The sequence below is a fragment of the Bradyrhizobium sp. NBAIM08 genome (assembly GCF_020193935.1).
GTDB lineage: Bacteria > Pseudomonadota > Alphaproteobacteria > Rhizobiales > Xanthobacteraceae > Bradyrhizobium > Bradyrhizobium yuanmingense.
This window is the reverse complement of the sequence record NZ_JADYVR010000005.1, coordinates 90333-115413: the sequence shown is the minus strand read 5'-3', so window position 1 is coordinate 115413 and position 25081 is coordinate 90333. Positions and strand designations below refer to the sequence as shown.

Sequence of the window (25081 nt, the reverse complement as noted above, 5' to 3'; positions counted from 1 at the left end):
GCTATTCAGCGTCGCAAGGCTATGTTGCGCAAGGTTTCTTTCAAGGATCCGGCAAGCCTCCCGATGCATCGAATTCGATCAGCGAGATCCGTCGTTCTGACCATCGCGCTTCTGGCCGCGACCACGCTGGTTGCGAGGGGCAACGAGGCCGGCATCAGCGAGGATGCAATCCTGTTCGGCCAGGCCGCGGCGCTGGAAGGCCCGTCCTCCGCGCTGGGACAGCGCATGCGGCAAGGCATCGTCGCCGCATTCACCGAGGCCAATGCCAAGGGCGGCGTTCATGGCCGCAAGCTCCAGCTCATCAGCCGCGACGACGGCTACGATCCCGACCGTTCGGTGGCGCAGACGCTGCATTTGATCAACGACGACAAGGTGTTCGCGCTGATCGGTGCGGTCGGCACGCCGACCGCGATGGCGACGATACCGATCACCAGCTCCAGGAACGTGCCCTTCATCGGCCCGTTCACCGGCGCCGAGTTCCTGCGCGATCTCGAGCTTCCGAACGTCGTCAACATCCGCGCCAGCTACGGCGCGGAGGCGGAAGCCTGGATCAAGCATCTCACCGAAGATCGCAAGTTCACCCGCATCGGCATCTTCTACCAGGGCGATTCCTTCGGCCGCGACGGGCTTGTCGGCGTGAAGCGGGCGCTCGCCAAGCGCGGGCTCGAGCTCGCCGCCGAGGGCACTTACGAGCGCAACACCCGCGCGGTCGGCCAGGCCTGGCGCATGATCAAGCGCGCCGACCCAGAAGCCATCGTCATGGTCGGGACCTATGGTCCGTGCGCGGAGTTCATCAAGCTCGCCCGCCGCAGCGGCGCTCGTCCAACCTTCGTCAACATCTCCTTCGTCGGCGCCGTCGCGCTCGCCGCGGAACTCGGCCCGGAGGGCGAAGGCGTCATCGTCTCGCAGGTGGTGCCGTTTCCCTGGGACCGCTCGCTCAAGCTCGTCGCCGACTATCAGGCGGCGCAAAAGGCGTACGACCCGGCGCTGACGCCGGACTTCGTGTCGCTGGAAGGCTATCTGTCCGGCCGCCTCGCGGCCGCGGCGCTGAAAAAGGCCGGCCCCAATCCGACCCGCGCCAGCCTGCTGCGCGCCATCAACGATACCGGCCGTTTCGACATCAGCGGCAGCATCGTCACCGTCGGCACACGCATGCTCGACATGCCGCCGAAGGTGTTCCTGACCGTGATTCAGAAGGACGGGACGTTCAAGGCGGTGGACCGGCTTTGAGACCTTTCACGGCCGCCGCGTCCAGCGATCGGCGTTAACGGCGCCTTGCGGGATTTCTCCCCTCGCGATGGCCTCGACCTGTCGCACGGTCTCCAGCGACTGGTATTCGATGGCCTGCGGCGTCAGGCCGCCGACATGGGGCGTCGCGATGACATTCGGCAGCTTGGCAATATCGGGCGTCGGCATCTGGTCCGGTGCGCGGCCGACATCCATGGCGGCGCCGGCGATGCGGCCTTCACGCAGCGCGCGTGCCAGCGCCGACTCGTCGACGAGATTGCCGCGCGAGAGATTGATGAAGACGGCATGCTTCTGCATGCGCGCCAGAGCTGCGGCCCCGATCAGAGTCTCGGTCTGCGCATTGGCGACGGCGAGGCAGACGACATAGTCCGATGCGGCGAGGAGCTCGTCGAGACCGACTTGCCGGATCTCGGCATCGCTGACGGTTACGAAGGGATCGGAGATCAATACCTCCATGCGCAGCACTTTTGCGATCTCGGCGAGGTAGCGCCCGATGCTGCCGTAGCCGATGATGCCGATCCGGCTGCCGGCGAGCTGGCGGCCCATCCGTGCTTCCGGCTTGCGGCCTGCCTGGTAATCTGCGGTGGTCCGCGACACGCCGCGGGAGAGATCGACCATGAAGCCGAGCGCGAGCTCGGCCACGGCCTGCACGAAGCCGGGCCCGGCGCGGGTCACGAGCACGCCGGCTTGCGAGGCCGCATCCACGGCGACATTGCGGATGTCGACGGCGCAGCGGACGAAGGCCCGCAGACGCGGCAATTGCGCAAAGATCTCGCCGCGCCCTTCGGTCATGCGGTCGGCGACGATGATGTCGGCGTCTTTGGCTGCGCGCACCAGGCCGGCTGCGTCCAGCGGCTCATCCTTCTCGTGCAGGATCACCTCGGCGGCCGTCCGCAGGCCGTTCAGGCTGCGATCGCCGTAGTAATTGCGCCGCATCTCCGGGGTGTGCGCGAGCAGAACCTTCACGACAAGCCTCCCTCACTGGCAGAATGCCCGCGGCAGCGCGGTCGAAAGGTCTAGCACAGGGACGGCTGCGGCAGATACCCTGCCCCATTTTGCCGCGGCCCCTGAGTGATCCAGCGCACAGACGCCCTCATGGCGCGGACTTAGAAATAGTGACATCATCGTGCGCATTGCCGTTGGAGGTGACATCATGCGCCGTCCAGTCTTTTCGAATTTGCTTCTTGCGTCCGGTCTTCTCGCACTCACCCAGTTGGTGACGCCCACGGACGCGGCCGCCGAAGCGCGGCTTGCGCTGGTGATCGGCCAATCGGCCTATCGCACCGTGCCGGAGCTGCCGAACGCCGCCAACGACGCCAAGGGCATGACGGAGCTGCTCGGCAGTGCCGGCTTCACCGTCACCACGGCGGCCAATCTGGCGCAGACCGAGATGCGCGCGGCGATCTCGGACTTCGCCGGCAAGGTCAGTGCCAGCGGCCCCGACACCGTCGCGCTGGTGTTCTATGCCGGCCACGGCCTTCAGATAGACGGCGAGAACTATCTGGTGCCTGTCGATCTCGATCCCAAGCGCGAGGCCGACATCCCGCTGCAGGGCGTGCGGCTGAACGACATGCTCAACACGCTCGGCGCGCTGCCGACGCGGGCGCGCATCTTCATGCTCGATGCCTGCCGCAACAACCCGTTCCCCGCGCTCAGCGGCGCCGGCCACGGCCTTGCGATCGTCGATACCAAGGCCGGCGCGCCCGGCACGTTCATCTCCTATTCGACCTCGCCCGGCGCCGAGGCCGAGGACGGCAACGGCCTCGACAGCCCCTACACGACGGCCGTGCTGACGGTCGCCAAGCAGCCGAACCTGCCGATCGAGGAGATGTTCAAGCGCATCCGCGTCGCGGTGGCGCAGTCGACCGACGGCCGGCAGATTCCCTGGGAAAGCTCCTCGCTGACCACCGATTTCAGGTTCTTCGGCGAGAGCGGCGGCAGCACGCCCGCTATTCCCGGCGCATCCGCCATGGCGCTCGCCGGCGGCACGCGCAGCGTCGCGGACTGGCGCAAGACATTGCAGGGCAAGCCGGCCATGGTCGCCTATGAGCTCGTGATCACCGAGGACACCGTGGAGGCGTATCAGGCCTATATCGAGCTGTACGCCCAGGACACCCGCACGCCGCGCCTTCGCACCGTGCTGGAGCGGCGTCGCCAGATGCTGGCGTGGGAGCGTGCCACCGCGATCAACACCCGCGCCTCGTTCGAGGCATACCTCGCGAACTGGGACAACAGCGATCTCGCGGCAACCGCGCGCCGGCTGCTGCTGCGCGTGCAGAACCGCAACTACACCGTGCCCCTGGCCGCCGCGGCGACGCCCGTCGCGGTCGCGATGGCGCCGACCTGCCCGTGCTCGACGCCCGCGACCCCGGCAACGCCGGTCCCGCCCGTGATCAAGAAGCGCGTCGAGGAGACCCCGCCGAAGCGCAAGGTGGTCGAGACGCCGCCCAAGCGACGGCCGCCGTCCGAGCAAGTGGTCTACGAGCGCGCACCGCCGCCGGATCGCGGCCCGCCGCCCGAGGCCGTGATGCAGGGCATCGGCATCGGCGTGGGGATCGGCCTCGGCATGGGAATGGGCGGCCGCGGCGGCGACCATAACAGCGGTGGCTACCGCAGATACTGAGCCGGTCCGGCAGCAGCAGCATTCGGCTCGCGCCAATCGCGCGAGCCGAGCTTATTGCGACAGGGCCGGATGGTCCCGGAGCACGGCTTCTCGAATCCAGCCTGCCTGGATCGCACGCGACAAGATCTGCGCCGTCTTGATGTCCTCAGCCTTCATGCAGAGATCCACGATGCGGCGCACGGCGTCGTCGCGCATCAGATCGTCGGAGATCTTCATCGCGATCTCCATGGCAGCGCGGGCTGCGCGCTCATAGCGCTCGCGCGTGCTGGTCGGCGCCGAAGCGCCGGCGGCTTCGGCGATCGCCCGCGCAGCCTGGCAGATGTTGCGAATCCGGTCGGCTGCGTCGATGTCGCCGAGCGGCCCCCCGATCGGCTCGTCCCAGACGTCTGCCGGCTCTCGCCTCGCGAACCACTTCATTGCCCCACCAATGGTCTTCAATTGCTCACGGCGTTCAGGACATGCGGCGCGGGCCGATCGCCTCGAACTGCGCCTTCTGCTCGTCGTTGAGCGTGGCGTAGAAATCATCGAGCGCCGCCCGCACCGACTTGATTCCGTCCAGCATGACATCGAGGCGCTTGCGGATCGCGGCCATGCGGGCCGGAGGCGTCATCACCTCATTGGGCTCGCAGGACGCCTTGAGCGACGTGCTGACTTTGGCGCTGGTGTCCTGGAGCACCTGGAGTGCCGCGCGCTGAGTGTCGTTCGGACGAAGCCGTTCTTCGATCGTGGCGCCGGGCCAATCGAACGCGGCGGACGGGCTGCAAGTCTGCACCGACGATCCGCCCGCATTGTTCGATGCCGCGGCACGACGTTGATCGTCGGCAAGCGCATTGAAGCGCGCCTTCTGCTCGTCGTTGAGCGAACCATAGAACTGGTCCAGCGCAGGCTGAACCAAATCGACGGCCTTCTGCATCGCCTCGACCCGCTGCTGCATGGCGGCGAGCCGGCCGGGCGCCGTCGCCGCGGCCTGCGTCGGACAGGAGGTGCGGATCAACGCTGCCGCGTCGACCGAGGCGTTGCCGAGCGCATCGAGAGCAGCGCCTTGCGCGTTCGTCGGCTGCACCGCGGCTGCGATCTGATCGATCGGCAGGCCGACGATGGCGCGGCGATCGCTGCCGCAGAGCTGATCGAGCGGCGCGCTGCGCGCCCGCCGCCGTCCCTGCGGCTGCTGTGGCAGATAAGCCGATAGCCGATCATAGCCATAGGGGCCGAAAATGCCGGCATAGATGTCCGGATAGCCGTAGCCCCAGAAGCCGAGCCCGTCGCCCCAGATCGTGTAATCGTAGAGATCGTTATAGGCGAACGGCCAGAACAGCGGCCCGACCCAGCCGTAGCCGCCGCCGGGATGTTGCCACCATCCGCTGCTTGCACCGCTCCAGCCGGCGAGTGCCGCCGCCGCGGCAATCTGCGCGCGGGCCGCCGGATTGCTGATCAGCCGGCCGTTGCGGAAGGCGCTGGCGTTCCAGGCGTTGCGGAAGTTCGCCGGCCGTATCGCGGCATTGCGGATCTGGCCGAAGCTCGGGCCGCCACGCCGGGCGCCGGTTGTGAACCGCATCCCGCGATGATGCCCGCCATGCGCATGCCCGCCGCCGTGGCCGCGGACATGGCCGCCGTGGTGACCGCCGCCGCGCCCGCCGCCATGGCCACCTCCATGGCCGCCGCCGTGTCCGCCCTTCGCGAACGCGGCCCCCGCAAGCATGCAGGCAAAGGCCACCGCGGCAATTCCCATGACCGGTCGCACCATCGCACCCTCCCGCGCAAAGCCCCGCCATTGAGCATCGGAAATTGGCGGGAATTGGAACCGGCAGGATTGCCGAAAGTTCCCGGTCAGAGATGCACTGGCCCTTAGGCCTCCGGCACGATCTTGCCGGGGTTGAAAATGTTGAGCGGATCGAGTGCCTGCTTCAGCGCCCGCATCGCATCGAGCGCTTCGGGGCCGAGCTCGGCCTCGAGATATTTCTGCTTGCCTTGGCCGATGCCGTGTTCGCCGGTGCAGGTGCCGTCCATGGCCTGCGCACGCTCGACCAGACGATGCATGAACTCCTCGCCGCGCGCCATCTCGTCGGCGTCGTTGGTGTCGCACACCAGCGAGCAGTGGAAATTGCCGTCACCGACATGGCCGACGATCGGCGACAGCAAATTGAGGCGCTTGAGATCCTCCTCGGTCTCGCTGACGCAGTCGGCGAGCCGCGAGATCGGCACGCAGACGTCGGTCGCGACCACGCCGATGCTGTCGCCGGGCCGCAGCGCCTTCACCGACCAATAAGCATCGTGCCGCGCCTGCCACAGCTTGGTGCGGTCCTCCGGCTTGGTGGTCCAGGAGAAATCGCCGCCGCCGCAGTCCCTCGCGATCTCGCCGAACGCCTTGGATTGCTCGGCGACCTCGATCTCGCTACCGTGGAATTCCATCAGCAGCAGCGGCGTCTCCGGCAGCGTCAGCTTGGAATAGGCGTTGCAGGCCTTGACCTGCGCGGCATTGAGCAGCTCGATGCGCGCGACGGGAATGCCGGTCTGGATCGCCAGGATCACGGCCTGGCAGGCGCCGTGGACGGTCTCGAACGACACCGCACCGGCCGCGATCGTCTCGGGGATGCCGCGCAGGCGAATGGTCAGCTCGGAGATGATGCCGAGCGTGCCTTCGGCGCCGACGAACAGATGCGTCAGGTCGTAGCCGGCGGACGATTTCTTGGCGCGCGTGCCCGTGGTGATGATCTCGCCGTCGCCGCGCACCACTTTCAGCGCCAGCACGCTGTCGCGCATGGTGCCGTAGCGCACCGCATTGGTGCCGGAGGCGCGGGTCGAGGCCATGCCGCCGAGCGAGGCATCCGCGCCGGGATCGATCGGGAAGAACAGGCCCTGGTCGCGCAGATGCTCGTTGAGCGCCTTGCGGGTGACGCCGGGCTGGATCACGCAGTCGAGGTCCTCGGCATGCACCGCGAGCACCTTGTTCATGTCGCGCAGGTCGATCGAGATGCCGCCCGCGGGCGCGTTGACCTGCCCCTCCAGCGAGGTGCCGGTGCCGAAGGGAATGACGGGCACGCGATGTCTGGCGCAGATCCGCACCACGTCCTGGATGTCGGCGGTCTCCTGCGCCATCACCACGCCATCAGGCGGCTGGTTGGGGATCCAGGTGGTGGTATGACCGTGCTGCTCGCGCACGGCCTGCGAGGTGATGAGGCGGTTGCCGAAGCGCGCGGCAAGCTGCTCCAGCGCGCTCGCGAGGGCTTTCGGCTCCGGCCGCGGCGGATTATTGGTGATGGTCGTACCCACGGAATTCCTCCCGACGAGAAGAGACCGTGGCAAAGGACATATAACCGGTCAAGTCAAGGGACCGGACGCATAGCTTGGGAAGGACACATGCCGGAGACTGCCGCCACAGCGCCGAACGCAGAGCCGTTTCGCTCCTCGATCATGCAGGTCGAGCCGCAATGGATCGACTATAACGGCCATCTCAACATGGCCTATTACAACGTGATGTTCGACCGGGCGATCGACGAGTTCTGGCTCGAGCTCGGGATTGGCCCGGTCTACAAGACAGAGCGCCACGGCTCGACCTTCACCGCCGAATGCCACGTGCGCTATTTGCGCGAGATCCATCTCGGCGATCCCGTGCAAATCCTGGTGTGGCTGCTGAACGCCGACGACAAGCGGCTGCACACATTCGAGGAGATGCGGCACGGCACCGAGGGCTGGCTGTCGGCGACGTCCGAGAACATGTCACTGCACATGGACATGAATGCGCGGCGCGTTGCGCCGTTTCCGACCGACATCCAGCAGCGCATTGCAGGGGTCGCCAAATCCCACAGCGCCTTGACGCGACCCGAGGGCATCGGCCGGAGCGTGGCGATGCCCTCGAAGCGTTAATGGCTCAGGCGCCGTCTGCCGCCTGTGGTTCACCTCTCCCCGTCGGAGAGAGGTGAACATCGCAGCTATATTCTGTTGCGGCCGCGGGCGAGGCCGACGACGGCCGAGACCAGGAACAGAACGACTGCGATGAAGAAGATGATCTTGGCGATCTCGATCGAAGCGCCGGCGACGCCGCCGAAGCCCAGGATGCCGGCGATCAGTGCGATAACCAGAAACGTCACAACCCAGCCTAGCATGGTCAAACCCTCGTCTTGATGTTGTCTGCGATCGACGCGGCTGGCCGCGCCACCTGTCCTGACAATCTCGACGCGAGAACGATAGTTCCGGTCCCGGCGGGAGCGAAATTCACTGGCTCAGCTGGAACCAATCGGCCTGCCGCGCACGTGGAAAACCCCGCCCGGCGCCCCATATAGGCACCAATCCCTGTTAAGAAGGCTCCCTTCCACCACCCCGCGGTGCCATCGTGGGGCCGATGATTCGCATGACCGAGCCGAGCAAGATCACAGCCGTACCCGACCACCAGCCCGCAGCCGGCGGCATCGCCGCGCGTGCGCGCGCCTCGGTGGGCCCGAAATACCTCGCCGGGCTCAATCCGGAGCAGCGCGAGGCAGTGGAGACGCTGGATGGCCCGGTCCTGGTGCTGGCCGGCGCCGGCACCGGCAAGACCCGCGTCCTGACCACGCGCATCGCGCACATCTTGAGCCAGGGCCGCGCCCGCCCGGCCGAGATCCTGTCGGTGACCTTCACCAACAAGGCCGCGCGCGAGATGAAGCACCGGCTCAGCCAGATGCTCGGCCACGCCGTCGAAGGCATGCCATGGCTCGGCACCTTCCACTCCATCGGCGGCCGCATCCTGCGCATCCATGCCGAGCTGGCGCAGCTCAAGTCGAACTTCACCGTGCTCGACGTCGACGACCAGGTCCGGCTGCTCAAGCAGCTGCTGCAGGCCGAGAACATTGACGAGAAGCGCTGGCCGGCGCGGATGCTGGCGGGCCTGATCGACGGCTGGAAGAACCGCGGCCTGATGCCTTCACAGGTACCGTCGGGCGAGGCCGCGATGTTCGCCAACGGCAAGGGCGGCAAGCTCTATGCGAGCTATCAGGAGCGGCTGAAGATTTTGAATGCGGCCGACTTCGGCGATCTCCTGCTGGAGAACATCCGCATCTTCCGCGAGCACCCGGATATCCTCAGGCAGTACCAGCAGCGCTTCAAGTTCATCCTGGTCGACGAGTACCAGGATACGAACGTCGCACAATATCTGTGGCTGCGGCTGCTGTCGCAGGCGCCTTCTTCCACCTCTCCCCGCTTGCGGGGAGAGGTGGCATCGCGAAGCGATGCGGGTGAGGGGGCCTCTCCAAGCACCGAGCTCGTGGAGACTCCCCCTCATCCCGGCCTTCTCCCCGCAAGCGGGGAGAAGGAGAAGACCAAAAACATCTGCTGCGTCGGTGACGACGACCAGTCGATCTATGGCTGGCGCGGCGCCGAGGTCGACAACATCCTGCGTTTCGAGCACGATTTCCCCGGCGCCAAGGTCATTCGCCTGGAGCGCAACTATCGCTCGACGGGTCACATCCTCGCCGCCGCCTCGCACCTGATCGCGCACAATGAAGGCCGGCTCGGCAAGACGCTGCGCACCGAGGACCAGGACGGCGAGAAGGTCACCGTCACGGGCTCATGGGATTCGGAAGAGGAAGCCCGCGGCATCGGCGAGGAGATCGAGCAGCTGCAGCGCCAGGGCGAGAAGCTCAACGAGATCGCCATTCTCGTGCGCGCCTCCTACCAGATGCGCGAGTTCGAAGACCGCTTCGTCACGCTCGGCCTGCCCTACCGCGTCATCGGCGGCCCGCGCTTCTACGAGCGCGCCGAAATCCGCGACGCGCTGGCCTATTTGCGCGTCATCAATTCGCCGGCCGACGATCTCGCCTTCGAGCGTATCGTCAATACGCCCAAGCGCGGGCTCGGCGACGCCACCGTGCAGATGCTGCACGACCACGCCCGCAAGCGCCGCATTCCCCTGTTCGAGGCGGCGCGCGCCGTGGTCGAGACCGACGAGCTGAAGCCGAAGGCGCGCGGCTCGCTTCGCGATCTCATCGTGCAGTTCGACCGCTGGCGTGCCCAGCGCGAGGTCACCGCGCACACCGATCTCGCCCAGATCGTGCTCGACGAGAGCGGCTATACCGAGATGTGGCAGAAGGACCGCTCGGCGGACGCCGCGGGCCGGCTGGAGAATCTGAAAGAGCTGGTGCGCTCGATGGAGGAGTTCGAGAACCTGCAAGGGTTCCTGGAGCACATCTCGCTGGTGATGGACCGCGAGGGTGGCGCCGAGGACGACGCGGTGTCGCTGATGACGCTGCATTCGGCCAAGGGGCTCGAATTCGACAACGTGTTCCTGCCCGGCTGGGAGGAAGGCCTGTTCCCGAGCCAGCGCACCTTGGACGAACAGGGCCGCGCCGGCCTGGAAGAAGAGCGCCGGCTCGGCCATGTCGGTCTGACCCGCGCCCGCCGCCGCGCAAAGATCTATTTCGCGACCAATCGCCGGATCCATGGCACCTGGTCGACCACGATCCCGTCGCGCTTCCTCGACGAATTGCCGGCGGCCAATGTCGAGATCACGGAATCCAAAGGCGGCTCCGGATGGGGCGGCAGCGGCGGCTACGGCGCCTCGCGCTTCGACGACATGGAGGCGTTCGGCTCCAGCTATTCGACGCCGGGCTGGCAGCGCGCCCAGGCCAACCGGAATCGCGGCGGCGGCCGAAGCGGCGGCTTCGAGGAAGAGGCCGCGACGTTCTCGACCTCCTCGTCATCCGGCCCCGATTTCGGCAGCTTCGCCTCGCGCCGGCGCGGGCCCCTGACGATCGAAGGCGAGCTGGTCGCCAAATCGACCGGCACGACGTCCGAATTCTCGCTGGAAGACCGCGTCTTCCACCAGAAATTCGGCTATGGCCGCGTCACCAAGATCGACGGCAACAAGCTCACCATCGCCTTCGACAAGGCCGGCGAGAAGAAGGTCGTGGACAGTTTCGTGCAGCGGGCGTGAGACCCGATATGGCTCAGTACGTTGCCATCATCGAGGACGCCGACCCGGACGAAACCGTGAGCTTGTGGTTTCCGGACCTGCCCGGTTGCATCTCCGGCGGCGACGACGTCGAGGAGGCCCTGGAGAATGCGCCCGAGGCGCTCGCATTCTATGCGCAGGAGCTGACCGCGGACGGGCGCCAGCTGCCCCCGCCGCGGACGCTGGACGAGCTCAAGGCCGATCCCGAGGTTGCCGAGGACCTCAGGAACCATACCGTCGCCCTGGTCGACTGGCCGCCCCTCGCTGAGGCCGAGTGAGGACTGTTCGCCGCACTGCGCAACTCTCGACAGTTCTCGCCCGAACGCCCCTTGACCGCCGCGAACTTCCCCGTATCAGATGCAACCCATGGTCCGGGGCTCCGTCACATTGATCGTGCTTGCATTGGGGATGCCGTCGCTTGCGGCGGCGGAGACCATGAGCTTTGGCGATTCGATCGGCAAGCTGGCGGCGAGCTGCGGGGCGGAAATCGTCGCCAATTGCCGCGGCGTCAACCCGGATTCGAACCGGCTGAAGGAATGCCTGTCGCGCAATCGCGACGTGCTCTCGCCGCAATGCACGAGCGACTATCTCGGCGTGTTCGACGCCATCCAGAAGCGCGTCGCCGCGCGCGTGACGGTAGCGAACGCCTGCCAGCGCGAGATCGTCAAGGTCTGCGGCGGCTCGACCAAGGAGACCAGCAAGTCGATCCCGTGCCTGGTCTCGACGCCCAAGGGCATCAGCAACAACTGCCTGAAGGCCGTTGACGACGCGGGGTATCGCTGATGCGCGCGAACGGGCTCGCTACCGCAGGACTGGGCTTGGCGCTGGGGCTCGCTTTGCTCGCGGGCCCCGCCGGCGCGCAGACGGCGGCGCCGACCCGCGACGACATTGTCACGAAGCTGAACCATTTCGAAGAGGCCGCCGAGGTTGACCTGCCCGCGCTGAAGCAGCAGGTGATGGAGCGCGCCAAGACCAGGATCAAGAACGATCCGGGGCCGGTGAACCGGCCGCTGATCGCGCCGGAGCTCGCCAAGCTGCCCGCCTTCAATGCGCAGATCCAGTTCGACGCCGACACGCCGATCATCCAGCCGGCGTCCTACCAGACCGTTGGCCGCATTGCGGACGCGCTGGTTCATTCCTCGCTGCTGCCCTACACTTTCCTGATCGTCGGCCACGTCGAATCCAATTCGAAGACGCGCGAGGCCAATGCGATCCTGAGTCAGCGCCGGGCCGATGCGATCCGTGACGTCCTGGTGAACACCTTCAAGATCTCGACTAAGCGGCTGCATCCGATCGGCCTCGGCGAGGAGCAGTTTCTCGATCGGGCCAAGCCGACCTCCGCCGTCAACGGCCAGTTGCAGATCCTGACTTATGCCAAGCTGCCGGAAGAGACGCGTCCGGCTGCGACGCCAGCGCCTGCGGCGAAAAAGCCCGCCAAGAAGCGCTGAGCGAAGGCGGCTCCGCGGCTGACGGAACCCCTTGAAGTGCGGATTATTTTGCAGCCTGTCCCGGGCGCGCGCGCACGGTTTCACGCGACAAAAGTGCCGGTTTGTGCACCGCTCGGTCCAGTGCTATAGCCTCTATTCGCCCTTCCCGACCCCGTGCTGCATGAGACCGAAATGGGTGGCTTTTTCCAGCGCCAACTTGCCGTTTATGTCGAGTACCATCGCGATCCCCGCAATACGGCGATGCATGTGGTCGGCATCCTGCTGCTGTTCACCGGCGCCGTGCTGCCGCTGACGCTGGTCAAGCTTCCGCTGTTCGGATTCAACGTCAGCCTGGCGGTGGTCCTGGCTGTTCCGGTCTTGATTTATTGGCTGCTGCTCGACGCGGCGCTCGGGCTCGGCATTCTGGCCGTCTCCGTCGTGCTGTTTTCGGTTGCGACGACCATCGCGGCGCAAGTCGGCACCGCGACGATGTGGGCGATTTTCGCCACGCTGGTGGTGCTCGGCCTCGCCGCACAGGCCATCGGCCACAAGGTTTTTGAGGGGCGCGAGGCCTCGTTGTTCACGTTCCCCTCGCATCTTTTGCTTGGACCGATGTTCGTCATGGCAAAATTATTCATTGCACTGGGTTTCCGTCGCGACCTTGCCGCGATTCTGGCGCCTCTTCCGGCCAATTCCCTTTCAACCCGATAACGCTCGAAGCGAAACAGCAACCTACTGCATGGCTCTCGTCCTGGTTACCGGTGGCAGTGGCTTCATCGGACATCACCTCGTAGAAGCGCTCCGCGCCCGTGGGCAGCGGGTCCGCGTTCTCGATGTCCGTGTGCCGAGCGCGGCGAACGCGGATGTCGAGCACGTCCACGGCTCGGTGCTGGACTGTGCCGCGGTCGATGCGGCGATCGCCGGCTGCGATCAGGTCTATCACCTCGCCGGCCTGCCCGGCATGTGGGTCGACAACAAGCAGGACTTTCACGAGGTCAATTGCCGCGGCACCGAGATCGTGCTGGCGGCGGCGATGAAGCGCGGCGTCTCGCGCTTCCTGCATTGCTCGACCGAATCGATCCTGTTCCCCTATTCCGACCTCAAGGGCGTTCCCGCCGAAGAGGCGCTGCAGCCGGCCGAGGCAATGCCCGGCGCCTACACCCGGTCGAAATCGCTCGCCGAGCATCATGCCGCCAAAGCGGCAGAAGCGGGCTTCCCGCTGGTGATCGGCACGCCGACCATGCCGATCGGCGCCGCCGACCAACATCTGACACCGCCGACCGCGATGCTCTGGTACTTCCTGCAGAAGAAGGTGCAGCCGCACCTCAACTTCCTGGTCAATCTGGTCGACGTCCGCGACGTCGCCATGGGCCTGGTCCTGACCATGGAACGCGGCCGCCTCGGGCAGCGCTACATCCTCGGCGGCGACTGCGTCCCGCTCGGCGACATCCTGCGCATGATGTCGACGATGAGCGGACGCCGGCAATTTCCCGTCGTCGTACCCGGCAAGATCGCCGAGCTCTCCGCGATCATGCTCGAATACATCGCCGACCACATCACGCGCCGGCCGCCCAACGGCACCGCCGAGGGCGTGCGGATCGCGCTCGCCGCGAGCGATCTTTCGATCGGCAAAGCCCGTACCGAACTCGGCTATTCGCCGCGTCCGATCGAGCCCGTCTTGCGCGAAACCATCACCCACCTGCTCGCCCGCAACGGCCAGCAGCCCTCCGGCGCCCTCAAGCATCACGCGCTGTCCTCGCGCGCGAGCTGACGCCGCTTCAAACGCAAAGAACCTTCATGTCTTTCGATTTCAGCAAGCTTCTCTCTGTCGCCTGGGGTGGCTGGACCACGACCTGGCCGACGCAACTGCTCGCCCTGATCTGGCTCGCTTTTCTGGTCAGCTGGGTCGGCGCCTCGTTCTGGCAGGGGCAGACCAAGAAGCAGGTCATGACGCTGGAGTCGCAGCGCTATCGCCTGCCGATCCTGGTCGGCGGCATCCTGTACACGCCGTTCATTGCGGAAGCCATGGGCTGGAAGCCGCTTTGGGTGCTCGGCAACACCGGCATCATCATCGCTGCGGTCCTCTCCGTCGCCGGCATCGCTTTCGCATGGTGGGGGCGGCTGCATCTCGGAAAATTCTGGTCCAACACCATCACCCAGAAGGAAGACCACCGCGTCATTGACACCGGCCCTTACGGTATCGTCCGCCACCCGATCTACACCGGCCTAATCTTCGGCATGCTGGTGACCGGCGTTGCGATCGGCTTGGTGACGACGATCCTCGGCGCGATCCTGATCTCGCTCGGCATGTGGCAGAAGGGCCGGATGGAAGAGGTGTTCCTCTCGAAGGAGCTCGGCGAGGACGCCTATGGAGCCTATTGCCGTCGCGTTCCGATGATCATTCCGTTCACGTCGCCGCGGTGAGGGCGTCACTCTCCTGTCCGGACGCGCTGCGCTGCGTCCGGGGCACGAGTGCACGATCCGACTCGCCAAGGAACCACACCTCTGCTGGTCCGTTAGCCCTCGACATCTGTCAACGGCCGCAGAGCATCGAGCCATGTCGGACGCCTACGATTATTTTCGCGCCCACGCGATCGCCGCCGTCCGCAAGGCGCGGGCGCTGCCCCCCGGGCGTACGAAGCAGAAGCAGCGCACGGTGGCGCGGGTCTATCATCTGCTCTCCAGGGAAGCGGCGCTGGCGCCGAACATCCGTCACTTGGATGATTTTCGCGCGGCACGACGGCTGGAGCGGCAGATCGGCCGTTGATCTCCGGGCCGACGCCGCGACCTGTCCCATGCAAATTCGATCGGCTGCCATTCCACGGGAATAGGCCCGTGCTGAGCTCCGCACAGGTTGACGTCGGCCCCGTCAGCCAGTTGGATGCGCGCGCAACCGGGGGCTTGTCATGACGTTTTCCAGCATCTTCGCGCAGTTCGTCGCCTTCATCGGCGGCATCGCGCTGCAATGGCGCAAGATGACGGGCACCGACCCCGCGCCGGCCTGGGGCGAGAAGCCCGCCATTCCCGAAGCGAAACCGCAAGGCGCGATCCCCACCTTGAAGATGCCGACCGCACGCGGCTGGCGCGACGGACAGAAGCCGATCGCTGCACCCGGGCTCAAGGTCGATGCGTTCGCGACCGGTCTCGACCATCCGCGCTGGATCGAGGTGCTGCCCAATGGCGACGTGCTGATCGCGGAGGCAACGCAGATCGCGGGCGCCCCGCGCAGCGTGTTCCACTATGCGATGCAGGCGACGATGCGGCGCGCCGCCGCGCTCGGCGTCTCCGCCAACCGCATCACGCTGTTGCGCGACAAGGACTGCGACGGCGTTGCGGAGATTCGCGGCGCGTTCATGGAGAACCTCAGCCAGCCGTTCGGCATGGCACTGGTCGGCGACACTTTCTACGTCGGCAACACCGACGGCGTGATGGCTTTTCCTTACGTTGCCGACGCCGACCGCATCACAGCACCGGGCAAGCGGCTGACGACATTCAAGCCCGCCGGCCACTGGACGCGCAGCCTGCTCGCCAGTCCCGACGGCAAGAAGCTCTATGCCGGCGTCGGCTCGCTCAGCAACATCGCCGAGATGGGCATGGAGGTCGAGCAAGGTCGCGCCGCGGTCTACGAGCTCGATCTCGTCGCCGGCACGCATCGCATCTTTGCGGCCGGCCTGCGCAATCCCGTGGGCCTTGCCTGGGAGCCGGCGACCGGCGTGCTTTGGACCGTCGTCAACGAGCGCGACGGCCTCGGCGACGAGACGCCGCCCGACTATCTCACCTCCGTGCGCGACGGCGGCTTCTACGGCTGGCCCTATTGCTACTGGGGCAAGACGGTGGACGACCGCGTGCCGCAGGATCCGGCGATGGTTGCCAAGGCAATTCAACCGGACTATGCGCTCGGTGGCCACACCGCTTCGCTCGGCCTGTGCTGGATGCCCGCAGGCACCCTGCCCGGCTTCGGCGACGGCATGGTGATCGGCCAGCACGGCTCGTGGAATCGCAGCAAGCTGTCCGGCTACAAGCTGGTGTTCATCCCGTTCGCGAACGGCAAGCCGTCCGGCCCCGGTCGCGACATCCTGTCGGGCTTCCTGTCGCCGGACGAGAAGGAATCCTACGGCCGCCCGGTCGGCGTCGCGATCGGTCCCGACAGGAAATCGCTACTGATGGCCGACGACGTCGGCAACGTGATCTGGCGCGTGACGGGGGCGTAATGCGCCACGCCATCGGGTGCGCGTAACCTCTCCCGCTTGCGGGAGAGGTCGGCGCGAAGCGCCGGGTGAGGGCTCTCGCCTCTTGGGGAGTGTCCCGTTGCGGAAACACCCTCTCCCCAACCCTCTCCCGCAAGCGGGCGAGGGAGCGCACTGCCGTCTGGGCTAATTGAGTCTCACCCCACTACGTCCCGACGCAGAGCGTGGCGCGCTGCTTGCGGAGCAGCGCGATCACCGACAACGCGGTGATCAGGCCGGTCTTGGGATTCTCGGACGGGATGTTCTCGATGCCCATCGAGAAGCGCGCTGAGTCCGCCTCGACCTCGATGCGGTGAACGTTGCGCGTCACGGTCGGGTCGGCCCAAACCTGGATCTCGGTGCGATCGGGCCCGATGCCCGCGAGCGACAACGCAACGGCGACATTGACGTTGGCCGGAAAGCCCTTTGCCGCTTCGCGCGCGCTGCCCTCGAACAGCTTCAGCGGTTCGCGCAGATTGTCGATGTCGATGTTGTTCTGAACGATGAACGGCGCGCCCTTCAAGCCGTCGATCGGCTTGCGGGTCACCATCTTCACGGAATGGATGGTGCCGATTGCGGCGGCGTTGACGGCATCGAGGCCGATCAGCGCGCCGGTCGGCACCAGGATACGGCCGCCATTGGCGCGGGCGAGATCGACCAGATCGAAATTGTCGAGCAAGCCGCCGACGCTGACTACGACCGCGGCCTTGCCGCGCTTCACCGCAGGCTGGACGATCGCACGCAGCTGGCTGCTCGGCGCGCATTCGACGACGATGTCGGCGGCCTTGCCGAGCTGGTCGAGCGGCAGGATTGTCGGTGGGCGACGCAAGCCGTCGATGAAGGCTTGATGCTTGGCGGGATCCCGCACGGCCACGGCCGCGAGCGACAGGCCGTCGATGCCCTGATCGAGTGCGGTCGCGATCTTGGTGCCAATCGAGCCCAGCCCTGCAACAGCCACCCGCAATTCGCCTGAAGCCGTCTGATCCGTCATCACCATCCCTCTGTCCTGGCCTCTGTCTTGGCCGATGTCATAGCCGCTCACGCCTCCCGCGCATAGCTGCGCAGGCGGGCTTCCAGAACGGCCAGCATGGCATCGCGGGCCGGATCGCGCGAGCCGCGCAGCCAAGCGGCGGCAAGCGGCAGCCGTCCGACCGGCCCGCTCTGCCTCAGTCGAAGCGGCACGAACCGCACACCGGTCACCGCCATCCGTGCGGTCCAGCGCGGCACGATGGCGACCCCGAGCTTCGTTGCCACGAGGTTGATGATGGTCTGCTTCTCGTCGGCGACCTGAACGATGCGCGGCGTCAGGCCGGCCTGTTCGAACAGCTTTATGGTGAGGTCGTGGCTGTGCGGCCGCGAGCGCCGGTCCGGCACCAGCATGGCCTCGTCGGCGATATCCGCCAGCGTGATCGCTTTGCGCCCGGCCAGCGCGTGCCGCCGCGGGATCGCAACGATCGCGCTCTCCTGGAGCAGGCCGCGGAATTCGAGCCGCTTGTCCGGCCGGTCAGGCGGACGGACGAAGGCGAGATCGAGCGCGCCGGTCAAAATCCTCGGCAGCAGCCGGACAGTCTTGTCTTCGAGGAGCTGCACCGCGATGTCAGGATGCCTGACGCGGAAATCGCGCAGGAGCGGCGGCAACAGTCCGGCCGCCGCGCTGTCGATAGCACCGACCCGCAGCCGCCGCGCGGTCCCCGCGCGCGAGCGATTGCGCAGGTTGCTCTCGACCGCCTCGACCTTGGCGAGGATGGTGCGGGCATCGCGCAGCAGCGCCGTGCCGTCCTCGGTAAGCGACACCGCGCGCGTGGTCCGCGCGAACAGCCGAGTGCCCAGGTCTTCCTCCAGCAGCCGGATCTGCCGGCCGAGCGCGGAGGGCAGCATCTGAAGCTGCTGCGCCGCGCGGCCGAAATGCAGCTGCTCGGCCGTCGCCACGAAGCATCGGAGCTGATGCAATTCCATTCGCCGTCCTCTCGCCTCGCCCGACCGCGCTTGAGACTTGCGCGAGGTCGTCATGCCCGGGCTTGTCCTGGGCATCCACGTTCTTGGGCCGCGGGGAAAGGCGTGGATGGCCGGGTCAAGCCCGGCCATGACGCCGTGGCGACCTCCCGATGATTATATCATTTTTTTGTATAAACCAGCGCCGATTGAGTTTGCCCGGCACTCCCGTCTAGATTCGCCAGCGACGCCGACGGCCGGATATGCCGGCGCGGTCTCTCAAACGGAGCCTTCCCATGCGCACCCATTCGATCGCAGCCATCCCCGCCGACGGCATCGGCCCCGAGGTGATCTCGGCCGGCGTCCGCGTGCTGGAGGCTCTCGCAAAACGCAGTGGCGATCTCGCCTTCAACGTCAAGACGTTCGACTGGGGCTCGGATTATTACAAGAAGCACGGCGTGATGATGCCGGCGGACGGCCTCAGCGAGCTGAAGAAGTTCGACGCGATCTATTTCGGCGCGGTCGGCGCCCCCGACGTGCCCGACCACATCACGCTGTGGGGCCTGCGCCTGCCGATCTGCCAGGGTTTTGACCAATACGCCAATGTGCGGCCGACCAAGATCCTGCCGGGCGTCGCCTCGCCGCTGCGCAATGTCGGCGTCGGCGATCTCGACTGGGTGATCGTGCGCGAGAACTCGGAAGGCGAATATGCCGGCATGGGCGGCCGCGCCCACAAGGGCCTGCCGGAAGAGGTCGGCACCGAAGTCGCCGTCTTCACCCGCGTCGGCGTCACGCGGATCATGCGCTATGCGTTCCAGCTCGCGCGGTCGCGCCCGCGCAAGCTGCTGACCGTCGTGACCAAGTCGAACGCGCAGCGCCACGGCATGGTGATGTGGGACGAGATCGCGGCCGAGGTCGCCGGCGAATTCCCTGACGTGACCTGGGACAAGATGCTGGTCGACGCCATGACGGTGCGCATGACGCTGCATCCGAAGAGCCTCGACACCATCGTCGCAACCAATCTCCACGCCGACATCCTCTCCGATCTCGCCGGCGCGCTGGCTGGAAGCCTCGGCGTCGCCCCGACCGGAAACATCGATCCGCAGCGCCGCTTCCCCTCGATGTTCGAGCCGATCCACGGCTCGGCGTTCGACATCACCGGCAAGGGCATCGCCAACCCGGTCGCGACGTTCTGGACCGGCGCGCAGATGCTCGAGCATCTCGGCGAGAAGGATGCCGCCTTACGGCTGATGGCCGCCGTCGAGCGTGTCTGCGCCGCGGGCGTGCTGACGCCGGATGTCGGAGGCAAGGCGACCACGAAGGAGGTCACGGACGCCGTGATCGATGCGATCCACGGATCGAATGTTTAGTCTTATCGGATCGAGTGTCGCCAAGGACTCGCTGCACCTCTCCCACTTGCGGGGAGGCGACGCGCTCGGCAGCGCAATTGCGCGCCAGAGCGCGGCGGGTGGGGGCTCTCTTCTCTGGGGTCCTCGATCGAGGAGAGACCCCCTCCCCAACCCTCCCCCGCAAGCGGGAGAGGGAGCGCACCGCCTTCTGCGGCAAGATAACGGCCCCTACCTCCGCGCCGCCGGTGACGCCGGCGGCGTGGCCATCGCGGCGGCCGGCTCGGGCGGCGTCAGATGGCGGGGGACGATGATGGTCTGGCCCGGCGTCAGCTGCGCGTTCTCGGGCAGCGAGTTGCTCTGCGCGAGCGTCCACAGCGGCACGCGGTTGGCTGCTGCGATGCTCTCCATGGTGTCGCCGCGGCGCACCGGCACCCGCACGCCGCTGTCCCACAATTCGACCAGCGTGTCCGCCGGCACGAGATAGCGCAGCGGCACGGCATCGGCCTGCGTTTGCGGCGGAATGCGCGGCAGCTGCGTCACCATCTCGACGATCTGACGATGGATATCGTCGGACTTCTCGATGTTGATGTGGGTGACGCGCGCGTTCCGCTTGAGGTCATAGCTGGCGTAATGGCCGCGAAAGCCGGGAACAGCCACGACGTCGCCGCCGCCGAGCACGCTGTCGGACAGGAAGATGTTGATGAAGCGCTCGACGTTGAGGGGGACATCGCCGGTCGCTTGCGCGGGATCGATAGCGATGACGAGGCTGATCGGGATGTTCTCCTTGGCCGCCATCTCGGAGATGACGATCGAGCACAGCCCGCCCATGGAATGGCCCATCAGCACGATCGGCGCCGGCGATTCCTTATAGCTGGAGATGGCGCGATCGCCGATCCACCGGCAGATGGTGAATTCGTAGACGTTGGCCGAGAAGCCGGCCTTCGTTAGCTTCTCTTCGAGCCGATCCATGCCGGTCGAGAAGATCGGGCCCATGGCGCCGCGGAACAGGTAGATTTTTGGCGGCGGCAACGGCTCGAACGGCGGAGGCGGCGGCGGCGCGGCGGGGGCGGTCGCGTTGGTCTTGGACTTGGGGGGAGTAGCAGCGGCCATGCCACTGCTCAAGGCGAGCAGCACCACTGCTGCCAGCGCGAGGAGTCGCCTCGAATGAATCATCAGTCCAGCAGTCCCACCACGGGAGGCAGGGGCCTCCCCTGACCGGCTTAGTGACCATCGATTGGGTGGATTTTGGGGCACGGAACCGACCATCTCTCGTCCGGCGCCCTCTCCGGCTGCCGCGCCGCTGGACGTGGCTGCGACCGTCGGCCTCAGGCGGGCCTCTCCCGGGCTAAAGCGGCAGCAGCCGGTTGAGCAATTCGAGCAGGGTGCGCTGCTCCGCCTCGGTGAGCGGGGCCAGCATCTTCCGGTTATAGAGCCCCGTCAGGCTTGCCCCGTCCTGAATGAGCTTGGCGCCCTTCGGCGTAAGCATCAACTCGACGGCGCGGCGGTCGGATTTCGAGCGGTTACGCTTGATGAAGCCGGACGATTCCAGCTCGTTCAGGATCTTGATCAGGTTCGGCAGGCGCAGGCGGAGCAGGCTGGCAAGGCTGCTGGGGGGAACGCCCGGATTGTCGCGAATGACGACGAAGATCGCGTAGGTCGCCGGCGTCAGGCCCAGTGCGGCGAACTCCTCGTAGAAGCCTTCGAAGAACTTCAGCTGCGCGAGCCGCAGCATGAAGCCGGGCGTGCGCTGCAGCGCGCGCAAGTCCAGTGACGTCTCCGACGGTTGAGCGGGCTTCGCTCCGGGTCTGACTGCTTTCGGGCTCATGATCCTGGATCCGGCGGCCACAAGTCGGCCGAATTGACACCCTCGAAAATAGCTATAAAATATAACTATTATAGAGCGGCACCAAGACCGCCCATGGGAGGGACACAATGAACAGCAAATTCCTGCATAAACTGTGCATGGTGGCCGCGGTGCTGACCGCCGCACCGGCCTTGGCCCAGGACGTCGTGAAGATCGGCATCCTGAACGATCAATCGGGGCCGTTCGCGAGCTATCAGGGCATCGGCTCGGTCGTCGCCGCCAAGATGGCCGTCGAGGACTATGGCGGAAAGGCCGCCGGCAAGCCGGTGGAAGTCGTTGCGGCGGACCATCAGAACAAGACGGACATCGGCATCGGCATCGCCCGGCGCTGGTACGAGAACGAGAGCGTCGATGCGATCTTCGACATTCCGAACTCGTCGATTGCGCTCGCCGTGGCCGGCATGAGCGCCGAGAAGAACAAGGTCTTCGTGGGCTCGGGCGCCGGCACGGTGCTTCTGACCGGGGAGAAGTGCACGCCAAACACCGTGCACTGGACCTACGACACCTATTCCTACGGGCGCGGCCTCGGCAAGGCCATCGTGCAGCAGGGCGGCAAGAAATGGTTCTTCATCACCGCGGATTACGCGTTCGGCCATGATCTGGAAAAGCAGGCCGCGGAAGCCGTGAAAGCGTCCGGCGGTGAGGTGCTCGGCAGCGTGCGGCATCCGTTGGGCACGGCTGATTACGCCTCATTCCTGCTCCAGGCCCAGGCGTCGGGTGCGAGCGTCATCGCATTCGCCAATGCAGGGGACGATACCATCACCTCGATGAAGCAGGCCGCCGAGTTCGGGCTGACAAAGGATCACAAGCTGGTCGGATTGATCCTCGGCATGAACGGCCTTCCCGCGCTTGGGCTCAAGTTTGCGCAGGGCGCGCAGATCATGAATCCGTTCTACTGGGATCTGACCGACGGCACGCGTGCTTTCGCGAAGCGCTTCGCCGAACGCATTCCCTCGAAGGCCTATCCGAACGACATGCAGGCCGGCGTCTATGCCTCGGTCATCCACTACCTCAAGGCGGTCGACAAGGCCGGCGGCGCCAAGGACGGCAAGGCCGTGGTCGCGACGATGAAGCAGATGCCGACCGACGATCAGTTGTTCGGCAAGGGCTACATCCGCAAGGACGGCCGCAAGATCCATCCGCTCTACCTGTTGCAGGTCAAGGCTCCCGAGGAATCGAATTCGTCCTGGGATCTGCTGAAGGTCGTTGCCACGATCAAGGGCGAGGACGCGTTCCGGTCCGAGAGTGACGGTCAGTGCCCGCTCGCAAAGCAATAGCGGTTCGGAGCTGACCATGAGCGGCATTGCATCCAGTCCGGTCGATCCGTTCGCGCCCGGCTTTCTGACGGATCCCTATCCCGCCTATGAGGCGCTGCGCGCAATCGGGCCGGTGTTCGAGGTGGAGCGCTACGGCGTGTGGGCCATGGCGCGCAATGCCGAGGTCGAAGCGGCCCTGAAGGACTGGAAAACGTTCATCAGTGGCGAGGGCGTCGGGCTGAACGGGATGAACCCGGCGCTGCCAAAGCCGCTGACCCTGCAGATCGATCCGCCCGACCACGACAAGGGCCGCCGCGTGCTCGGCCGCACGCTGTCTCCGGGCGTCGCAAGGAAGCTGCGCGAGACGTTCCAGCGCGAAGCAGAGAGGAAGGTCTCGGAGCTGATCGACAAAGGCACGTTCGATGCCGTGACCGATCTTGCGGAAGCCTATCCGATGAAGGTGTTTCCGGACGCGATCGGCATCCGCCCCGATGGGCGCGAGAAGCTGCTCGCCTGGAGCACGTTCGTATTCAACAGCTTCGGCCCGGAGAACGAGATCCTCGCGGCGTCGCGGAAGGACGGTCTCGCGGCGCAGAGCTGGATCATGGAATGTTGTGCGCGCGATGCGCTACGGCCCGACAGCCTCGGCATGATGATCTACCAGGCGGCCGATGAGGGCGAGATCACCGAGCACGAGGCCACGCATCTGGTGCGGCCGTTCCTCACGGCCGGGATCGACACCACCGTCAATGGCATCGGCAATACCCTGCTCGCGCTCGCCACCCATCCGGACGAATATCGCAAGCTGCACGAGAAACCAGAGCTGGCACGCAACGCCTTCGAGGAAGGTCTGCGCTACGATACACCGGTGCAGACGTTCTTTCGTACCACCTCGCGCGATGCCGAGATCGGCGGCGGCATGATCCCGGCGCACCGCAAGGTGCTGCTGTTCATGGCCTCCGCCAATCGCGATCCCGCACGCTGGGACAAGCCGGCCCGTTTCGACGTGGAGCGGGTTGCGACCGGCCATGTCGGCTTCGGCGCAGGCATACACGCCTGCGTCGGCCAGATGATCGCGCGTCTGGAGGGCGAATTGATCTTCGGCGAGCTCGCAAGGCGCGTGAAGACGATCGAGCTCGCGGCGGAGCCGAAGCGCAGGCTCAACAATTCCCTGCGCGGGCTGGAGAGCATGCCGGTTCGCGTGACGCCAGCTTAGGCGGCATCACGCGGCAGGATGCGCGACGGCTCAATTCCTCGCCGGATCCGTTGCCGCCGCCGCGCGTGCGGGCCGCGGCGCAGCGGGTTCGGCGACTCGCGCAGCCGGGGCGCGCGAGCGCATGATGGCGGCGTCGATCTCGGCGATGACGCGGCGCTGGATCGCCTCGTTCTTGTCGATCGAGATGTGGCCGACGCCACTGCCGCGGATGTCGACATTGTCGAGCTTGCCGCGGAACCCGGCCGCGGCCCGCACCGGCTCGCCGGGGCCATCGCCGATATAGATGTTGATGTAGCGTTCCGCGCCGGTCGAGAGCTTGGTCTTGAACACGGAGTCGAGGCCGATCGCGAGCTTCACGGGCACGCCGAGCTGGTTGAGCTTGGCGATCATGTCGGGCAGCGCGGTCGCACCCGAGGAATGGCCGACCAGGATGATGGTCTTGAGCCGACCGGCCTTGTAGGCAGCCGCCGCTTCATCGGCGAGCGAGGACCAGGACACGAAATTGGCGACGGTCACCGGAACGCCCTGCGCCTGGAGCCGGGCGCCGATGGTGTCGAGGCCGAGCGAGAAGATGTTGAGCACGCCGCGGAGCAGATAGACATGCGTGGTCGCCGCCGCGGCCTGGCTCGGCGCGGCCTTGGCGGTGGTCGGGCTGATGGCAACAGCTGACAGCAGGAGCAGGCCCATCGCCCAAACACGGAGGGCGGACAATTGGCTGGCGCCGGCGGTGTGACGGCCGTTCGGTCTCATCGATCTTTTCCCTGGAGACAATACGCTTCGCGATTGGCCGGAATCGTAGCCACGGCGCGCTCGCAGACGCAACAAAGAGGCGCGTGAGCGCCAATCTTAGCAGCAAGCCGTGACCATCGCGCAACACTTGCCCGGAACATGCCACTAAAGCGCCTGTTTTGAGACCATTTTTCTCCGGGGAATTGCGGAGGGACAATGGCGTTCCTATTTCAGGGCTCCGCCGACCTGTCCTCCTGGATGGTCCGGCCCCCTCCCCAGCCTTTGCTCC

Annotated in this window: 25 protein-coding genes; 15 read left to right on the top strand and 10 right to left on the bottom strand. The window is 66.2% G+C overall.

All coding sequences use genetic code 11. The features are described from left to right. Positions 1 to 63: 63 nt before the first annotated feature. Entirely contained in the window at positions 64 to 1230 is a 1167-nt protein-coding gene (locus tag I6F37_RS18495) for an ABC transporter substrate-binding protein (protein WP_036024984.1), read from the top strand. A gap of 6 nt (positions 1231 to 1236) precedes the next feature. Here the strand turns inward: I6F37_RS18495 and I6F37_RS18490 are convergent, their stop codons facing one another. Beyond that, a complete protein-coding gene (locus I6F37_RS18490; protein ID WP_036024949.1) occupies positions 1237 to 2214 on the bottom strand; it encodes a hydroxyacid dehydrogenase in 978 nt (325 codons plus the stop codon). A gap of 187 nt (positions 2215 to 2401) precedes the next feature. Here I6F37_RS18490 and I6F37_RS18485 point away from each other — a divergent pair, with 187 nt between their 5' ends. Next, complete coding sequence (locus I6F37_RS18485; RefSeq protein ID WP_036024947.1) at positions 2402 to 3871, top strand: caspase family protein; 1470 nt, start codon at positions 2402 to 2404, stop codon at positions 3869 to 3871. Between the two features lie 51 nt (positions 3872 to 3922). On the opposite strand, the gene I6F37_RS18480 is transcribed toward I6F37_RS18485, so the two are convergent. From I6F37_RS18480 to I6F37_RS18470, 3 genes are all read right to left on the bottom strand, one after another. Continuing rightward, positions 3923 to 4288, bottom strand: coding sequence for a hypothetical protein (locus I6F37_RS18480; protein WP_036006488.1), 366 nt, complete (start codon positions 4286 to 4288; stop codon positions 3923 to 3925). 34 nt (positions 4289 to 4322) lie between these two features. After that, on the bottom strand, positions 4323 to 5615 hold the full coding sequence (locus I6F37_RS18475) for a Spy/CpxP family protein refolding chaperone (protein ID WP_074448131.1): 1293 nt from the start codon (positions 5613 to 5615) through the stop codon (positions 4323 to 4325). Between the two features lie 101 nt (positions 5616 to 5716). Continuing rightward, positions 5717 to 7141, bottom strand: coding sequence for an FAD-binding oxidoreductase (locus tag I6F37_RS18470; RefSeq protein ID WP_036024936.1), 1425 nt, complete (start codon positions 7139 to 7141; stop codon positions 5717 to 5719). An 87-nt stretch (positions 7142 to 7228) separates the two neighbouring features. Between I6F37_RS18470 and I6F37_RS18465 the strand changes: the two genes are divergently transcribed. Beyond that, positions 7229 to 7735 carry a thioesterase family protein gene (locus tag I6F37_RS18465; protein WP_036024934.1) on the top strand — a complete coding sequence of 169 codons (507 nt, stop codon included), beginning with the start codon at positions 7229 to 7231 and terminating at the stop codon, positions 7733 to 7735. A 65-nt stretch (positions 7736 to 7800) separates the two neighbouring features. Here I6F37_RS18465 and I6F37_RS18460 read toward each other — a convergent pair whose 3' ends face one another. After that, on the bottom strand, positions 7801 to 7974 hold the full coding sequence (locus tag I6F37_RS18460; RefSeq protein WP_036006471.1) for a DUF1328 domain-containing protein: 174 nt from the start codon (positions 7972 to 7974) through the stop codon (positions 7801 to 7803). 236 nt (positions 7975 to 8210) lie between these two features. Here I6F37_RS18460 and I6F37_RS18455 point away from each other — a divergent pair, with 236 nt between their 5' ends. The 9 genes from I6F37_RS18455 to I6F37_RS18415 all read left to right on the top strand — a co-directional run bounded on the left by I6F37_RS18455 (position 8211) and on the right by I6F37_RS18415 (position 16431). Further along, the gene (locus I6F37_RS18455; protein WP_036024933.1) at positions 8211 to 10775 is read left to right on the top strand and encodes an ATP-dependent helicase; all 2565 of its coding nucleotides are present in this window, start codon (positions 8211 to 8213) and stop codon (positions 10773 to 10775) included. Between the two features lie 8 nt (positions 10776 to 10783). Further along, positions 10784 to 11071 (top strand): type II toxin-antitoxin system HicB family antitoxin, encoded by a 288-nt coding sequence (locus tag I6F37_RS18450; protein WP_036024931.1) that lies wholly within the window; start codon positions 10784 to 10786, stop codon positions 11069 to 11071. A gap of 88 nt (positions 11072 to 11159) precedes the next feature. After that, positions 11160 to 11576, top strand: coding sequence for a hypothetical protein (locus I6F37_RS18445; RefSeq protein ID WP_036006450.1), 417 nt, complete (start codon positions 11160 to 11162; stop codon positions 11574 to 11576). After that, the gene (locus tag I6F37_RS18440) at positions 11576 to 12241 is read left to right on the top strand and encodes an OmpA family protein (RefSeq protein ID WP_036024930.1); all 666 of its coding nucleotides are present in this window, start codon (positions 11576 to 11578) and stop codon (positions 12239 to 12241) included. Before I6F37_RS18445 ends, I6F37_RS18440 begins: the two co-directional genes overlap by 1 nt. 171 nt (positions 12242 to 12412) lie before the next feature. Next, a complete protein-coding gene (locus I6F37_RS18435) occupies positions 12413 to 12931 on the top strand; it encodes a DUF962 domain-containing protein (protein WP_036006444.1) in 519 nt (172 codons plus the stop codon). A gap of 28 nt (positions 12932 to 12959) precedes the next feature. Further along, the gene (locus tag I6F37_RS18430; protein WP_036024929.1) at positions 12960 to 13991 is read left to right on the top strand and encodes an NAD-dependent epimerase/dehydratase family protein; all 1032 of its coding nucleotides are present in this window, start codon (positions 12960 to 12962) and stop codon (positions 13989 to 13991) included. A gap of 26 nt (positions 13992 to 14017) precedes the next feature. Further along, positions 14018 to 14644, top strand: a complete 627-nt coding sequence (locus I6F37_RS18425) for an isoprenylcysteine carboxylmethyltransferase family protein (RefSeq protein WP_036006440.1) — start codon at positions 14018 to 14020, stop codon at positions 14642 to 14644. 133 nt (positions 14645 to 14777) lie between these two features. Next, entirely contained in the window at positions 14778 to 14987 is a 210-nt protein-coding gene (locus I6F37_RS18420; protein WP_025038081.1) for a hypothetical protein, read from the top strand. 139 nt (positions 14988 to 15126) lie between these two features. Continuing rightward, entirely contained in the window at positions 15127 to 16431 is a 1305-nt protein-coding gene (locus I6F37_RS18415; protein ID WP_036024928.1) for a sorbosone dehydrogenase family protein, read from the top strand. Between the two features lie 181 nt (positions 16432 to 16612). Here I6F37_RS18415 and I6F37_RS18410 read toward each other — a convergent pair whose 3' ends face one another. Both I6F37_RS18410 and I6F37_RS18405 read right to left on the bottom strand, forming a co-directional pair. Then, positions 16613 to 17437 (bottom strand): aspartate dehydrogenase, encoded by an 825-nt coding sequence (locus I6F37_RS18410; RefSeq protein WP_036024938.1) that lies wholly within the window; start codon positions 17435 to 17437, stop codon positions 16613 to 16615. 47 nt (positions 17438 to 17484) lie between these two features. After that, positions 17485 to 18402 carry a LysR family transcriptional regulator gene (locus I6F37_RS18405; RefSeq protein ID WP_074448130.1) on the bottom strand — a complete coding sequence of 306 codons (918 nt, stop codon included), beginning with the start codon at positions 18400 to 18402 and terminating at the stop codon, positions 17485 to 17487. A gap of 272 nt (positions 18403 to 18674) precedes the next feature. Here I6F37_RS18405 and I6F37_RS18400 point away from each other — a divergent pair, with 272 nt between their 5' ends. Further along, the gene (locus I6F37_RS18400) at positions 18675 to 19748 is read left to right on the top strand and encodes a tartrate dehydrogenase (protein WP_036006429.1); all 1074 of its coding nucleotides are present in this window, start codon (positions 18675 to 18677) and stop codon (positions 19746 to 19748) included. A 207-nt stretch (positions 19749 to 19955) separates the two neighbouring features. Here I6F37_RS18400 and I6F37_RS18395 read toward each other — a convergent pair whose 3' ends face one another. Both I6F37_RS18395 and I6F37_RS18390 read right to left on the bottom strand, forming a co-directional pair. Then, complete coding sequence (locus I6F37_RS18395) at positions 19956 to 20900, bottom strand: LysM peptidoglycan-binding domain-containing protein (protein WP_036006428.1); 945 nt, start codon at positions 20898 to 20900, stop codon at positions 19956 to 19958. A 172-nt stretch (positions 20901 to 21072) separates the two neighbouring features. Next, entirely contained in the window at positions 21073 to 21552 is a 480-nt protein-coding gene (locus I6F37_RS18390; RefSeq protein ID WP_036024920.1) for a MarR family winged helix-turn-helix transcriptional regulator, read from the bottom strand. 107 nt (positions 21553 to 21659) lie between these two features. Here I6F37_RS18390 and I6F37_RS18385 point away from each other — a divergent pair, with 107 nt between their 5' ends. Then, complete coding sequence (locus tag I6F37_RS18385; RefSeq protein WP_050995928.1) at positions 21660 to 22868, top strand: ABC transporter substrate-binding protein; 1209 nt, start codon at positions 21660 to 21662, stop codon at positions 22866 to 22868. A 16-nt stretch (positions 22869 to 22884) separates the two neighbouring features. After that, positions 22885 to 24063 carry a cytochrome P450 gene (locus I6F37_RS18380; protein WP_036024918.1) on the top strand — a complete coding sequence of 393 codons (1179 nt, stop codon included), beginning with the start codon at positions 22885 to 22887 and terminating at the stop codon, positions 24061 to 24063. A gap of 30 nt (positions 24064 to 24093) precedes the next feature. Here the strand turns inward: I6F37_RS18380 and I6F37_RS18375 are convergent, their stop codons facing one another. Beyond that, entirely contained in the window at positions 24094 to 24813 is a 720-nt protein-coding gene (locus I6F37_RS18375; protein ID WP_036024916.1) for a hypothetical protein, read from the bottom strand. Between the last annotated feature and the right edge of the window lie 268 nt (positions 24814 to 25081).